The following is a 13,617-nucleotide window of genomic DNA, read 5'->3' on the forward strand; positions in this document are numbered from 1 at the left end:
CACAAGCGCGTCGAGCCTTCGTGCAGGACGAGACCATCATGCCCGACGCGCTTGTGCAGGCGTCCGGGCCATCGTATTCAACCGCTGGACTCTCGTTATGATCGAGGGACTGACGGGGGGCAGGTCAGTATGAATCATCGACTGAGGCATGAGGCCGCCGATTTTATCCTATTTTCATTGAATTTTCTGGAAAAATCATTGTATTTATATGATGCGTCATGCCGACAATGCGATCAATGGGGATTTGCGCATAGATAACATCGCAGGTATCGCATGCGCCCAGTCGTTGAATTGCTTCGCTCCAGCCACTCAGGTGGCCTGGTTGGTTATCATGCTCGTGTCAGAATCCGTTCAATTGCGTTGAGGCTCGACGGGCCGCCTGGCTTAAACGGACCGCCCAGGAATGCCGACCATCAGGATCGCCAATGAGATCCTGGCGAACTTCGATCTCAGCATATCCGATGCCGCGTCCAAATGCATGAAATGGCACCGTATAATCGGTCTCGTCCATGCAATAAGGAACATTATCTCCAACGATGATGTCGTCATTCTCGGTGAGCGCGTCGCGCAGTGCGTGGGCGAACGCGGTGTTTCCGAGCCAGTGTAGTATTCCTACGTCCCAGTGTCGGTCGGTCCCGTCGATTCTCGGCGTAAAACTGTGTAGCGACAGCAGGATGGTCGGTCGGTCCGCCGCTGCTCGGGCATCGATGAGTGCCGCGGTAGCGCTGTGGTAGGGGGTATGTATCGCCTCAATCCGCGCGGTTCGTGCCGCATCTGTCAGGTTTTCATTGCACGCAATGCGGCTACCGTCTGAAACGATGGGAACTGCGTCATCGCGAGCGGGTGCGCGGTTGCAGTCGATGACGAGCCGTGAATAGACCTGATGCACGAAAGGCGCGTCGAGCAGACGGGCAAGGGCCTTTCCCATCTCCCGCACGCCGATATCGATTGCGATGTGACGATCCATCTCACCGGGCGCCACCCCGAGATTTCCCAGTGTGCGGGGTACTGCCGCGCCTGCATGATCGCCGATCAGCAGGAACGGCGAGTTGCCTGCGGCGTTGAACACTTCGAACGGCACGGGATCGTCCGGCCCCAGCAAGCTGTCCGCCGGGCGTCCGGCCATCAGGAACTTTTTCCATGCCGCTGCTGACGATCCGTCATGTGACCACGTATCGCTACCAGCAGCCGGCTTCGCTCGGTGAACATCGTATCATGATGCGGCCGCGCGAGGCTTTTGACCAGCGTTTGCTCTCCGCCCGTCTCACGATCGACCCGGATCCGGCAGAACTGCGCTGGGTACACGATGTGTTCGGCAATTCGGTTGCGATCGCATCGTTCGAGCGGAGGGCTGCCATGCTCACTGTTATAAGTGAAGCGACGCTGGAACACGCCCCGATCTCGCAGAAGCATGTTGATGTGGAGGCTTATGCCAGGCTGTTTCCCTTCACCTACTCGGCCGAGGACATGCCCGATCTGCTCCGCTCCATCGAGCGGCAGCACCTCGACCCCGAGCGCATTGTCGACAATTGGGTGCGAGCCTTCGTCAGCAATGACGGCAATACCACGACCATCGGCCTGTTGACCGAGATGGCGACCAGCATCAAGCGCGACTTCACTTACGTGCCGCGCCACGAGAAGGGGACTCAATCTCCGATCGATACCCTCAAGAAACGCATGGGTACTTGCCGCGACTTCGCGGTGCTGATGATCGAGGCGGTGCGCGCGCTTGGTTTCGCGGCCCGCTTCGTTTCGGGGTACGTGTACAATCCCTCGCGCACGGAGGGCGTGGTCGGTGGCGGCAATACCCATGCCTGGGTGCGGATATTCCTCCCCGGCTCGGGATGGGTGGAGTTCGATCCCACCAACGGCATCATCGGCAATCGCGGCCTGATCCGCGTTGCCGTGGCCCGCGATCCCTACCAGGTTCTGCCATTGTCCGGCACGTGGTTCGGACTTCCGGCGAGCTTTCTGGGCATGGACGTCACCGTCGACGTGCGTCGTGCTGACCCCGATCAGTTCCCCTCTAGCGGCCATGGCGCCGTCAACAGCCGCCTTGCCGGCGCCTCAGGAAAGTAACCTTCATGCTGATCCGCTGCGGATATGACATACGCTTCGAGACCGAGACGAAAACTGCGATGATGGCGATGCTGAGCCTGCATCCCTCTCGCCATCAGGACCTGCGTTCACCGCAGCGCCTGCTGGCCGAACCCGATATCCCGCTCTATCATTTCGAGGATGGTTTCGGGAACATCGCGACCCGTCTGACCGTACCCCCGGGGGGCGTAACCCTGTCATGCGACTTCATCATCGAGGACAATGGCGAGCCTGACATGCGCCCCGGCAATGCGCCGCAAATGGCAGTGGAAGATCTGCCCGACTTTGTCATGCCGTTTCTCCTTGCCAGCCGTTACTGCGAGACCGACCGGCTGATGGACGTGGCCTGGAGCAATTTCGGGCACCATCTCTCCGCCCGCGACCGTGTGGATGCCATCGTCGATTTCGTTCATGACCACATCGAGTTCGGCTACCACCACGCCCGGCCGGACAAGACCGCCTGGAACGGCTACCAGGAACGGCAGGGCGTGTGCCGCGATTTCGCTCATTTTGCGATTACCTTGTGCCGGTGCATGAACATTCCGGCGCGATACTGTACGGGTTACCTGGGCGACATCGGGGTGCCGCCGGTCGACGCGCCGATGGACTTCAGCGCCTGGTTCGATGTCTACATCGACGGCAGCTGGTACACGCACGATGCGCGCCACAACAAGCCGCGCATAGGCCGCGTCCTGATGGCGCGTGGGCGGGACGCTACCGACGTTGCCCTGACTACCGCATTCGGGCAGGCGGAACTGAAACGGTTCGACGTTTATGCTGCGGAGGTCGAATCCACTGAGCGAGCCTGACGTCAATCAACTATGACCGCTTGCCTGGCGCACCGCAATTCAAGGACGCGCGGACGGCGAGGAGAGCGGTCACACGCAATTTTGAGTCATACGCCGCCGGAACCGTCTCGTTCAGCGAGTTGTCGATCAGCGGCAAGCGATGCATCTATCAAGTTCCTGCCAGTTTGAGCGGCTGCCTTTGCGGTCATCGTGACTGCTATCCCGTCGGGTCCGTCCAGCATCACAAGGCCGTCCTCTGCACTGGCTATTCCGGCATCGGAATGCGGTTGCGGCGGGTTGGGAAATGATGGTGCGGTCATGACACAGCTTTCGTAATTGCAGAGGGAAGTGCCTGCGTATCGTCGATGTACAGATAGGCCGGATCGAACTGCCCTCGCGCGGCCAGCCGCTCGGGATCGGGTATCTCGACAAGTGAAGAGCGAAAGACACACAGACCGTCCTCGCGCATCTGGCGCAGAACCCGGTTGACGTGAATATTGGTGAGCCCGCAAATCTCGGCAAGATCGGTCTGGGTCAGGCCCAGTGCGAACCGATGTCCATCACTGAGCCCGGCCGATAGCAGACGAGCGTTCGTTTCGCACAGGAAGTGTGCCACTCGCCCCATCGCGTCGAGCCTGCCGAGGCGGAACAGCCAGGCCCGGTGGATCGCAGCGTCGATCAGAGTTGAGAACCATAACTTGCGGCCGAGTTGCGGGCGCTCGGCGATAACCGCATCCAGTTCCGAATGCGGCACGATCGCAATGGTGGCGGCTGTCATCGTGGCCACGTCGTGATCGAGAACCTTGAGCGGATAGGCATGCAGGTCGACGAAGTCGCCCGGCACGTGGATGGCGACCAATTGCCTCAATCCCTGTCGATCATCGATATAGCGCGATAGAATACCTTCGATCAGAAGGGTGCTGTGATCCAACTCGTGGCCTGCCCGGACCACGATCTTGCGCGGCTCGATCGTCTGAACTTCCGTGATCGAGGCTTCCAGCCTTACGCGCTCGTCGGGAAACAGGCTGACGCCCCGTTTGTATCGCAGGAAGCGGTCGGTGAACACGGGAGGGTCCTTCAAGTGGCGCCGGAAGGTGCTTCGATCCCGGCATAACCCATCGCGCGACAGCGCGTTGCACCAATCGTCGGCCGAAACGTGCTGACACAGGTTAATATCCGTGGCCCCAGCGCAACTGAAGGGCCGCCGCTTCCGTTACGATCACACTAGCTTTCTTCGATGTCGCCTTAGCGTGCCGCCTTCAGGCTGGCCCGGCGGCGCCGCATGACTTTTCACCTGAAGGAACTCCCATGGCCAAAACGCCAACCACGCGCCCTGCACGATCCTCCGACAAGCATACCCCGCATGACATTGCTGGCGCGGACGTTGGCGGCGAGTCTTCTCACAAGACGTCGCCTATCCCCGCCGACGCGGATATATCCTTCTCCTATGCCGATACGCAGGCGGATAGCGGCGAGACCCACCAGTCGGCCGGCGGAGACGTCGCGACGCTTACGACGCAGCAGGGCATTCCGGTCGCCGACGGCCAGAACAGCCTGAAGCAGGGCGAGCGCGGCCCGGCGCTGCTGGAAGATTTCCATTTCCGCGAAAAGATGTTCCACTTCGATCACGAGCGCATACCCGAACGCGTGGTGCATGCCCGCGGGTACGGTGCGCACGGGTTCTTCGAACTGACCGACAGCCTTTCCGACGTCAGCCGCGCCGACATCTTCCAGCGGGTGGGTGAGCGCACGCCTGCCTTCGTGCGGTTCTCGACCGTGGCAGGATCGAAGGGATCGGCCGATCTCGCCCGCGACGTGCGCGGCTTTGCGGTCAAGCTCTACACCCAGGAAGGCAACTGGGACATCGTTGGTAACAACATCCCGGTGTTCTTCATCCAGGATGCTATCAAGTTCCCCGACCTGATCCATGCCGCCAAGCCCGAGCCGGACCGCGATTTCCCGCAGGCACAGACCGCGCATGACAATTTCTGGGATTTCGTCAGTCTGACGCCGGAGAGCTTCCACATGATCATGTGGACGATGTCCGACCGCGCCATTCCGCGCTCGCTGCGCACGATGGAAGGTTTCGGCGTCCATACTTTCCGACTGGTCGATGCGAACGGCAAGTCCACGTTCGTCAAGTTCCACTGGAAACCGAAGCAGGGGCTGCAGTCGGTGGTCTGGAACGAGGCGGTTAAGATCAACGGGGCCGACCCTGACTTCCATCGCCGCGACTTGTGGGATGCGATCAATTCGGGCGATTTCCCCGAATGGGAAATGGGCGTCCAGCTGTTCGACGATGCCTTTGCCGACAGCTTTGACTTCGACGTGCTAGATGCGACCAAGCTCATCCCTGAGGAGCTCGTGCCGGTCCGGGTGGTGGGGCGCCTGGTGCTCGACCGCGTTGTCGACAACTTTTTCGCGGAAACGGAGCAGGTCGCCTTCTGTACGCAAAACGTGCCGCCCGGCATCGACTTCTCCAACGATCCGCTGCTGCAGGGACGCAACTTCTCGTACCTCGACACGCAGCTGAAGCGTCTCGGCGGGCCGAACTTCACCCATATCCCGATCAATGCACCCAAGTGCCCGATGGCGCATTTCCAGCAGGACGGCCACATGGCGATGCGCAACCCAAAAGGGCGCGCGAACTACGAGCCGAACAGTTGGGGACCGACCGAGGGTGGCCCGCGCGAAGACCCGGTACGCGGCTTCACCAGCTTCGCCGAGGAGGCCGACGGGGCCAAGCAGCGCGTTCGCTCCGAGACCTTCGCGGATCACTACAGCCAGGCTCGCCAGTTCTTCGCCAGCCAGGAACCCATCGAACAGAAGCATATCGGCGATGCTCTGGTCTTCGAGCTGTCGAAGGTGGAAAGAGCGGACATCCGTTCGCGGGTCGTCTCGCACCTTCTGAACATTGACGAGGGGCTAGCCGCCACGGTGGCCGATGGACTGGGGTTGCCACTTCCCGACGCCGCGAAAGCCGCAAGGACGCCCATCGCCGATCTCGCGCCTTCCGAGAAGCTCAGCATTGTCCGTAACGGTCCTGACAGCTTCAAGGGGCGCAAGCTGGGTATCCTGCTCAGCGACGGTGCCGACGCCGCGGTCTTCACGGCGCTGCTGGCGGCAGTGGAGACGGAAGGCGCTGTCTACGAAGTGATTGCTCCCAAGATCGCCGGCGTCACGCTGTCCGATGGAACGACGGTGGCGGCAAAGCACAAGGTAGACGGCGGGCCATCGGTCCTGTTCGATGCGATTGCGATCGTGGTGTCGGAGGAAGGCGGAAGGCTGCTATCTCTCGATGCAGCCGCGAAGGACTTCGTCACCGATGCCTTTGCGCATTGCAAGTTCATCGCCCTGACAGACGAGGCTGAGGAAATCTTCGAACGGGCCGGAATCATCGACGACCTCGACGAAGCATGTCTCCCGCTCGACAGTGCCGAGGATGCGCAGGCATTCCTGACCGCCTGTCATGCCCTGCGCCACTGGCCCCGCGAATTGGAGGTCGATCTGGATGCACGGTCCGCGGTCTAACCTGCCTGGCATGCTCACACCCTACGCCCCGGCCGGCGTGCTGCCGTCCCGGGGCCAGCCTTTCGAGCCCCGATTGCGCATCGGCATTATCGCTCATCTGCGGCACCCGATAGCGGAACCCTTCGCCGGCGGGCTGGAAATGCATACCCACCTGCTGGCAAGGGCTCTTCGTGACCGCGGCCATGCGGTTACGGTATTCGCGTCATCGCATTCGGAAGAACGTCTGGGACTCGAGGCGATCTGCTCGGAAACCGCGCTGGCAGCGGTGGGCACAACCGAAGCGACCGATGTGACGTTCTTCAAGGAACACCACGCCTACCTCAGCCTGATGAATGCGCTGCGGCATCGGGACTTCGACGTCATCCATAACAATTCGCTGCATTACCTGCCGGTAACGCTTGCGGATTCCTTGCCGATGCCGGTGGTGACGACGCTACATACTCCACCATTCTGCTGGATGGAAAGCGGCGTGCGGCTGTGCTCGGCGCGTAACCACGCCTTCGCCGCCGTTTCCCGGTCCGTCGCGGCGCTGTGGAGCCACGTGACCAACGTTGACGAGGTAATCCTGAACGGCATCGATCTGGAGAACTTCGCCTTCCGTCCCAAGGCGGACGATGCGGGTTATCTCGTCTGGTACGGGCGCATCGTGCCTGAAAAGGGCCTGCATTTCGCCATCGACGCGGCTCGGCTGATCGGCCTGCCCTTGCGCATTGCCGGGCCTATACTCGATCCGGACTATTTCCGGACATGCATCGCGCCAAAGCTTGGTCCCGATGCCATTCACGTCGGCCACCTGGCCCATGTCGAACTGGCCCAGCTGGTCGGCGGCGCACGGGCCTTCCTGTGTACGCCGATGTGGGATGAACCTTATGGGCTGGTGGTCGCGGAAGCCTTGGCCTGCGGTGTGCCCGTTGCCGCTTTCGCGCGCGGCGCGATCCCTGAGATCCTCGACCGGAGATGCGGTGTGCTGGCGGCGCCGGATGACGTGGCCGCGCTTGCCGCTGCGGGCTTGGCGGCGGTAGCGCTTGATCGCAGTGATTGTCGCCGCAGAGCCGAGCGCATCTGCGACGCGCGGCGGATGGTGGACGAGTATGAAAAACTCTATCGCCGCCGCATTGCCCTGCTGCCTGCGGATGTTCCTTCATTCTCCTCCGCTGGCGTTCTGGAATTGGCCGCCGGCACCCCGGGAAATGCCATTGCTCATGTCTGACGCAGTTATTCACGGGCAGAGCCTGGACCTGTGCGTATGCATCCCGGCGCGGAACGAAGCGGACAGGTTGCCCATAGTGCTTGACGCACTTGCCGAGCAGAACTGGTCCAAGCCGATCCTGGTGATCGTCGTCATCAACAATTCGACCGACGACAGCCTCGCCGTCGTGAAGCAGGCAAGCACCCGTCATCTCGGACGGCTGGTGCTTCACGCCGCATCCGTCATCTTTCCGCCCGATCTCGCCCATGCCGGTTCCGCTCGCCGATTGGCGATGGATAACGGTCTCGCGCTGCTTCCAAACCGTCGAAATGGTGTGCTCATCAGCACTGATGCGGACACCCGCCCTCCACCCGAATGGCTGACGAACATTGCCCATGCCCTGTCGCGCGGAGTGGACATGGTGGGCGGGCGGATAGAAATCGAACCTTCCGAGCCGCTTCCGCCTCGCGTCCTGGCATTGCGCCGGGCGTGGGACCGTTACTGGCACGAGGTTCGGGCGATCGAGGATGAACTGGACCCGCTGCCCTGGGATCCTGCCCCGCGTCACGGTGACCATACGGGCGCGTCGCTGGCGATCAGGGCGGGGCTATACGTCCGGTGCGGCGGCGTGCCTCCGCTTCCGTCCGGTGAGGACTGCGCGCTGGTGACGGCTGCGCTGGCGCAGGAAGGGCGGATTTCGCACCCTGCGGACGTCTTTACCTTTGTCTCACCCCGCCGGGACGGACGGGCACAGCAGGGTATGGCGCAAGCCATGCAAACCCTGTTCGCATGCGCAGCGCGCGAAGCGGCGCCGCATGTGCCCGGCTTTCACCACTGGCGTGAAAGGGCGGTATGGCGCCGCCAGCTTCGAGCACGTCCCGAAGGTGACGCGCTGGTGGCGCAGGCCGAACAGCATCTCCCCGCGATGCCCCATGACATGGTTCTGGAGATGGCCCTGTGACGGTGCGCCCGATCGGATACTATGTTCATCATCATGGAGGAGGACACCGGACCCGCGCCAGCGTGATTGCCGCCGCATGCGCCCGGCCAGTGGTGCTGCTGGGGACGGACGTGGCGAGCGCAGGCGTAGAGCTTGCCGACGATCGCTGCCTTTCGCTGCGCTTCGACGGCCGTGATGATGCACCCGGCCGTCCAGGAGCGCTTCATTACGCTCCGCTGGACCACGTCGGCGTCCGCGATCGTGTGGCCGGCATTGCCGGCTGGATAGCGCGTGAGCGCCCCGCGTTGATGGTCGTGGACGTATCGGTGGAGGTCGCGATGCTCGCCCGGCTGGCATCGGTGCCAACGGTATATGTCCGGCTCAACGGAGAGCGCGGCGATCCCCCGCACCTCGAAGCATTTCTCAGTGCGTCCGCGCTGCTGGCGCCATTCCATCCGGCGCTGGAACCTGATTCGACGCCGGACTGGGTTCGCACGAAGACACGCTATTTTCCCGGCATTACCGCTACTCCTTCCACGGACAAGCGTATCGATAAGCGGATACTGGTAGTCTTCGGGCTCGGTGGGCCAATAGGCGACGGCGACGTATTGGCCGCTGCGGCGAGAGCCTGCCCGCAATGGGAGTGGCGGATTATAGGCCCGGCCAGCGCTGCGCGGAATGCTCCCGGCAACATCACGTTTCTGGGATGGGTGGATGCACCCGTGCATGAGATCGCGCGCGCCTCGATGGTCGTCGGCGCTGCCGGTGATGGGCTTGTCGGCATGGTGCTGGCTGCCGATCGTCCGTTTTTGTGTATTCCCGAAGGCCGGCCCTTCGGCGAGCAGAACGCCACGGCGGCGGGGCTTCATGCCGCAGCTGCGGCGGTTGTTCATGATACTTGGCCGGAGGCGGAGAAATGGCCTGAGCTCATCGATCGGACGATGGCGCTGGGATCGGATGGAGGGCATGCGCTGCATGATCCGCGCGGGGTGCAGAATGCGGCCTCGTGGCTTGCGGAGCTGGCCGACGGTCTGGTGGCGCAGGAGCCTCTTGCATGACGCCTTCCGCCAGCCCCGGCTCCGATCAGGACGGTCCGGTAGCGGTCGCCGACGCAATCGCCGCTCGACTTGCGGACCTGGGCGCGCGCTACGATGCCGCGCCGGTCTTTCCGATCGACAGCATGCGCTGCCTTGCCGCCGCCGGTCTGCACCGCGCTTTCGCGCCCGTCTGCAGTGGCGGACAGACGTTTTGCGATGAAGTAGGCCGATACCGCGTCCTGATGGACGTCCTTCGCATCGTCGGCCGCGCCGATCTCAGCGTCGGAAGACTTTACGAAGGCCACGTGAACGCCCTCATGCTTTTCGAGTGGTACGGGTCGTCGGAGCAGAATGCCCGGCTTAAGTACGAACTGGATCGAGGAGCGTTCTACGGCGTGTGGGCGACCGAACCGTCGCCGGGGACGGTCCTCTCAGTCGCGGCGGATGGGCCGAGCACTCTGGATGGAGGCAAGTGCTTCGCCAGCGGCGCGGGTGGGCTGGCCTTCGCACTCGTGACCGTGCAACCGGCGAAAGGTGCACGCCGTCTCGTTGTCGTGCCTGCCAATGATGGCCACCGTGCCGACGTTTCGGAATGGCGGGTACGGGGGATGAGGGCGACCAACAGCGGCATTTATGATCTTACCGGAATTGTCGTCGAAGACATCGATCTTCTCGGGATGCCGGGCGACTACGATCGCGATCCCCGTTTCACGACCGGGGCGTGGCGTTTCACCGCGGTCCAACTCGGCGGCATCGAGGCGCTTCTCGCGGAGACACGCCTGGCAATGTCGGAGGCGGCCTGTGGGGATCCCTTGAACCGGGCCAAATTCGCCGATTGCGTCGCGGCAACCCGTACCGCGTATCTTTGGGTCCGCGAATGCGCCTTGCGTGCGGCGCGCGATGACCCGGACGGACCCGCGTTCGCCCGCTTGACGCGCGGCGTGGTCGAGCGCGCCGCGCTCGACGTGATGGAACTGTCGTCCCGCATCGTCGGCACCCGCAGCGCCATGAATGGCGAGCGCATCGACAAGATCATCCGCGACCTTGCGCTTTACCTGCGTCAGGCCGGCCCTGATTACGCGCGCGATCAGGCGGCTCTGGCGTGGCTCGACCACGATGCCTGGGGCGACGGGGATCGCTTGTGGTAATGCGCTCGCTCACTGAACGGCCGTGGCGACATGTCCGCTGGCTGGTTCTCGCCCCTCATCCGGATGACGAGACACTGGGAGCAGGTGCGCTCATCCATCAGGCTGCCTGCTTTGGCCGACTTGCGGCGCTCGTGTACCTTACTGACGGCTCAGGCTCTCATGAGAATGCCAGAGGACTGGCAGCCGTGCGCCGCCGGGAAGCGGCATTGGCCTTGTTCCGGCTGACGGGTCGCCGCTTGCCACGACCTATCCACCTGGACTGGAAAGACGCCCATCCAGGAATTCCGGCGAGTTCGGAATTTGTCCGCTCCGTCGCCGTCTTGGATAGCTTGTGCCGCCGGCTTCATGTCGGTGCGATTGCAGTGACCGCGGCCCACGAACCCCATTGTGATCATTCCGCCGCCGCGCGCCTCGCACATGCGATCCAGGCGAAGGCCAGGGGGCGTCTGCGGTTGGTCGAGTACTGCGTCTGGTCGGCGCCGCCGTCCGAGCGCAGCCATATCCGGTTGAAGACTCCCTCTATGTCTGCCGGCAGGCGGCGGAAGGCCCTGCGTGCGCATCGCAGCCAGCTTACGACATCCTGTGGCCCGGGCTTCCGTCTGCCGGCAGATCGCCAGCGCATGCCAGCCAGTGACACTCTGTTCCTGCGGAGATCACGATGATGCGTCCACTGAAGAGCCTTGCCCCGATGTATTTCGAGGAGATGTTCGAGCAGACCGAAGATCCCTGGGATCTGGAATCGAGCGACTACGAGCGCGCCAAATATGCGCATACTGTCCGGACTCTCGGAGGGCGAATTTACATGAACGCGTTCGAGATAGGGTGTGCCAAAGGCATTCTGACGCAACAGCTTGCGCCTTCCTGCCGCGACCTTCTTGCGGTTGACGTCAGCACCATTGCCTTGCGCGCGGCGCGCGCGCGGTGCGTGCCGCTCGAGCACGTCTCATTCGCCAATATGGCGGTTCCCCGACTGCTGCCAGCCCGCTCGTTCGATCTCGTAATCCTGTCCGAAGTTGCTTACTACTGGGCAGATGAAGATTTGAAGCGTGTGTCCGCATGGCTGGGCTCGCACGTTCGCTCCGGAGGCGACATCTTGCTGGTCCATTGGACCGGGGTGACCGACTATCCTCAGAGCGGGGACGACGCTGTAGAAAAGCTGCGGACCATGCTTGGTGATGGAGTGGTGGTGGTCACTGACGAGCGCATGCCGCTGTATCGGCTAGACCTGTGGCGCCGCCGGTCATGACACTCAGCGTCTTGACGATCGTCAAGGATAGGCCGGCGCATCTGGCTGAGCTGGTGGTGGGGCTGCGGCGAAGCGGCATCGCACCGAAGGAACTGATCGTCGTCGACATGGGAAGCACGGCGCCGGTCGAGGTCGCGGATTTACCATTACCAGTGCAGGTCCTGCGGCGTGAAGGGAGCGGGCTGCCGCTGGCAGCCGCACGCAATGCTGCGGCTCAAGCCGCAAGCGGTGATGGCCTGCTGTTCCTGGATGTTGATTGCATTCCAATGCGGGGGCTTGTGGAAGCGATGGCCAAGACCATTGAGGAGCTCGATGCTCTCATCTGCGGGCATGTTCGCTATCTTGGCCCCGGCGATACCCGATCGCCGTGGCAGGAGGCCGATCTGCTGCGGCGATCATCAGACCATCCCGCGCGCTGCTTCCCCGAGAGTGGATTGCGTAACGTGTCTGACGCGGGACTGTTCTGGTCGCTGGTGTTCGGGATTCGGCGAGATACTTTCATGGCCCTTGAAGGGTTTGACGAAGCATTCGCCGGTTACGGAGCGGAGGATACCGATTTCGGGTTCCGCGCACGCGAGGCGGATCTACCGCTGGTTTTCATGGGTGGCCCGGGTGCTTTCCATCAATTCCACGATACGTTCGATCCACCACTGCAGCATTTTCAAGATATCATCCGCAATGCGCGGGTATTCCGGGCGAGGTGGAGGCAGTGGCCCATGTGCGGTTGGCTTGCCGATTTCGAACGGATGGGACTGATTGCGGTGACGGCTGGCTCGATCCACGTGTTCAGGAATCCGACTGTTGCCGAGATCGCTCAGGCGCGCATGGCTGTCTGAAAACGCCCACGAAAAGGCGTAGGCCGACGGGACTTGCTCGTCGGCCCACCTTCATTCAACGCTGCATCGCGTGCTTGATGTCGCGCATCTCGTCATGCCCCGCCTTGACCGAAGCATAGCAGGCCTCGATCAACTGGCGAACTTCGGGCGACAGTTGACGGTCGCCGAGGGCATCCTCGAACTTGGCCTTGATGTGGTCTTCGCCAGCCTCGACCTCGTTGACGATCGCCTTGTCGTCGTGCCCGGTCATCGAGGCCTTGAGGTTGAGGAACATGCGATGCGCACCTGCCAGCATCGTACCGTCGTCTTCCGCCCGGCCGCCCAGGCGGACAACCTCCTGCTGCAACCGAGACGCGACTTCGCGCCGCTCGCTCGCGCGGCTCGTGAAGATAGAACCAAACCGCCCGCTGTCGCTGTCCTTGGCTGCTTCAGTGTATCCCTCGACGCTGTCGATGGTGGTCGCGATCAGCGTGTTGAGCGTCGAAATATCGTGAGAGGTTTCGTTCATGGTCATTCCTGTCGGAAAGTCGGAACGACTATCGTCCGGACATTGGGATAACTCCGGGAGAAGAGAAGCGAAGCGACGGAACCGCCGAAATTAACTTTGATCAATACGATTTTAGAACTGTGCGTGCCGCCAATCCACACCGGATAAGCGGGGCAGCGTTGCAGCAATGACGAGCTAGCACTACTTTGGCAGAAGTTTGAAATGCGTGACTGATAGGCTCCCACCGCAATGAGGGCATTGGTCTGGCGGAGGTCTTGATATTCGGTCAATGATGGCCTGTCGGATGGCGGGCATGCT

14 protein-coding genes are annotated in these 13,617 nt (G+C 62.3%); 10 read left to right on the forward strand and 4 right to left on the reverse strand.

Features of this window, described 5'->3' with window-relative positions:
* Window positions 1-340: 340 nt before the first annotated feature.
* Complete coding sequence (locus V2S85_RS25845) at window positions 341-1,126, reverse strand: N-formylglutamate amidohydrolase (protein ID WP_330705662.1); 786 nt, start codon at window positions 1,124-1,126, stop codon at window positions 341-343.
* A gap of 14 nt (window positions 1,127-1,140) precedes the next feature.
* Here V2S85_RS25845 and V2S85_RS25850 point away from each other — a divergent pair, with 14 nt between their 5' ends.
* Together V2S85_RS25850 and V2S85_RS25855 are read left to right on the forward strand one after the other, a co-directional pair.
* On the forward strand, window positions 1,141-2,079 hold the full coding sequence (locus tag V2S85_RS25850; RefSeq protein ID WP_330705663.1) for a transglutaminase family protein: 939 nt from the start codon (window positions 1,141-1,143) through the stop codon (window positions 2,077-2,079).
* Window positions 2,080-2,084: 5 nt separating this feature from the next.
* Window positions 2,085-2,906 (forward strand): transglutaminase family protein, encoded by an 822-nt coding sequence (locus V2S85_RS25855; RefSeq protein ID WP_330705664.1) that lies wholly within the window; start codon window positions 2,085-2,087, stop codon window positions 2,904-2,906.
* A gap of 295 nt (window positions 2,907-3,201) precedes the next feature.
* On the opposite strand, the gene V2S85_RS25860 is transcribed toward V2S85_RS25855, so the two are convergent.
* Window positions 3,202-3,951: a Crp/Fnr family transcriptional regulator gene (locus V2S85_RS25860; protein WP_330705665.1), complete on the reverse strand. Its 750-nt coding sequence runs from the start codon at window positions 3,949-3,951 to the stop codon at window positions 3,202-3,204.
* 242 nt (window positions 3,952-4,193) lie between these two features.
* Here V2S85_RS25860 and V2S85_RS25865 point away from each other — a divergent pair, with 242 nt between their 5' ends.
* The 8 genes from V2S85_RS25865 to V2S85_RS25900 all read left to right on the forward strand — a co-directional run bounded on the left by V2S85_RS25865 (window position 4,194) and on the right by V2S85_RS25900 (window position 12,812).
* Window positions 4,194-6,416, forward strand: a complete 2,223-nt coding sequence (locus V2S85_RS25865) for a catalase (protein WP_330705666.1) — start codon at window positions 4,194-4,196, stop codon at window positions 6,414-6,416.
* Window positions 6,417-6,489: 73 nt separating this feature from the next.
* Window positions 6,490-7,626 (forward strand): glycosyltransferase, encoded by a 1,137-nt coding sequence (locus V2S85_RS25870; RefSeq protein WP_330705675.1) that lies wholly within the window; start codon window positions 6,490-6,492, stop codon window positions 7,624-7,626.
* Window positions 7,619-8,566: a glycosyltransferase family A protein gene (locus V2S85_RS25875; protein WP_330705667.1), complete on the forward strand. Its 948-nt coding sequence runs from the start codon at window positions 7,619-7,621 to the stop codon at window positions 8,564-8,566. Before V2S85_RS25870 ends, V2S85_RS25875 begins: the two co-directional genes overlap by 8 nt.
* Entirely contained in the window at window positions 8,563-9,603 is a 1,041-nt protein-coding gene (locus V2S85_RS25880; protein WP_330705668.1) for a glycosyltransferase, read from the forward strand. Before V2S85_RS25875 ends, V2S85_RS25880 begins: the two co-directional genes overlap by 4 nt.
* Window positions 9,600-10,730: an acyl-CoA dehydrogenase family protein gene (locus V2S85_RS25885; protein WP_330705669.1), complete on the forward strand. Its 1,131-nt coding sequence runs from the start codon at window positions 9,600-9,602 to the stop codon at window positions 10,728-10,730. The genes V2S85_RS25880 and V2S85_RS25885 overlap by 4 nt, the downstream gene beginning before the upstream one ends.
* Window positions 10,730-11,392: a PIG-L family deacetylase gene (locus V2S85_RS25890; RefSeq protein ID WP_330705670.1), complete on the forward strand. Its 663-nt coding sequence runs from the start codon at window positions 10,730-10,732 to the stop codon at window positions 11,390-11,392. The genes V2S85_RS25885 and V2S85_RS25890 overlap by 1 nt, the downstream gene beginning before the upstream one ends.
* Window positions 11,389-11,976 (forward strand): SAM-dependent methyltransferase, encoded by a 588-nt coding sequence (locus V2S85_RS25895; RefSeq protein WP_330705671.1) that lies wholly within the window; start codon window positions 11,389-11,391, stop codon window positions 11,974-11,976. The genes V2S85_RS25890 and V2S85_RS25895 overlap by 4 nt, the downstream gene beginning before the upstream one ends.
* Window positions 11,973-12,812: a glycosyltransferase family 2 protein gene (locus V2S85_RS25900; RefSeq protein ID WP_330705672.1), complete on the forward strand. Its 840-nt coding sequence runs from the start codon at window positions 11,973-11,975 to the stop codon at window positions 12,810-12,812. The genes V2S85_RS25895 and V2S85_RS25900 overlap by 4 nt, the downstream gene beginning before the upstream one ends.
* Before the next feature lie 55 nt (window positions 12,813-12,867).
* Here the strand turns inward: V2S85_RS25900 and V2S85_RS25905 are convergent, their stop codons facing one another.
* Both V2S85_RS25905 and V2S85_RS25910 read right to left on the reverse strand, forming a co-directional pair.
* The gene (locus V2S85_RS25905; protein ID WP_330705673.1) at window positions 12,868-13,320 is read right to left on the reverse strand and encodes a PA2169 family four-helix-bundle protein; all 453 of its coding nucleotides are present in this window, start codon (window positions 13,318-13,320) and stop codon (window positions 12,868-12,870) included.
* Window positions 13,321-13,322: 2 nt separating this feature from the next.
* Window positions 13,323-13,617 (reverse strand): hypothetical protein (locus V2S85_RS25910; RefSeq protein ID WP_330705674.1); only part of this gene is annotated, 295 nt, incomplete at its 5' end.

The organism is Novosphingobium resinovorum (genome assembly GCF_036352595.1).
GTDB classification, from domain to species: Bacteria; Pseudomonadota; Alphaproteobacteria; order Sphingomonadales; family Sphingomonadaceae; genus Novosphingobium; species Novosphingobium resinovorum_B.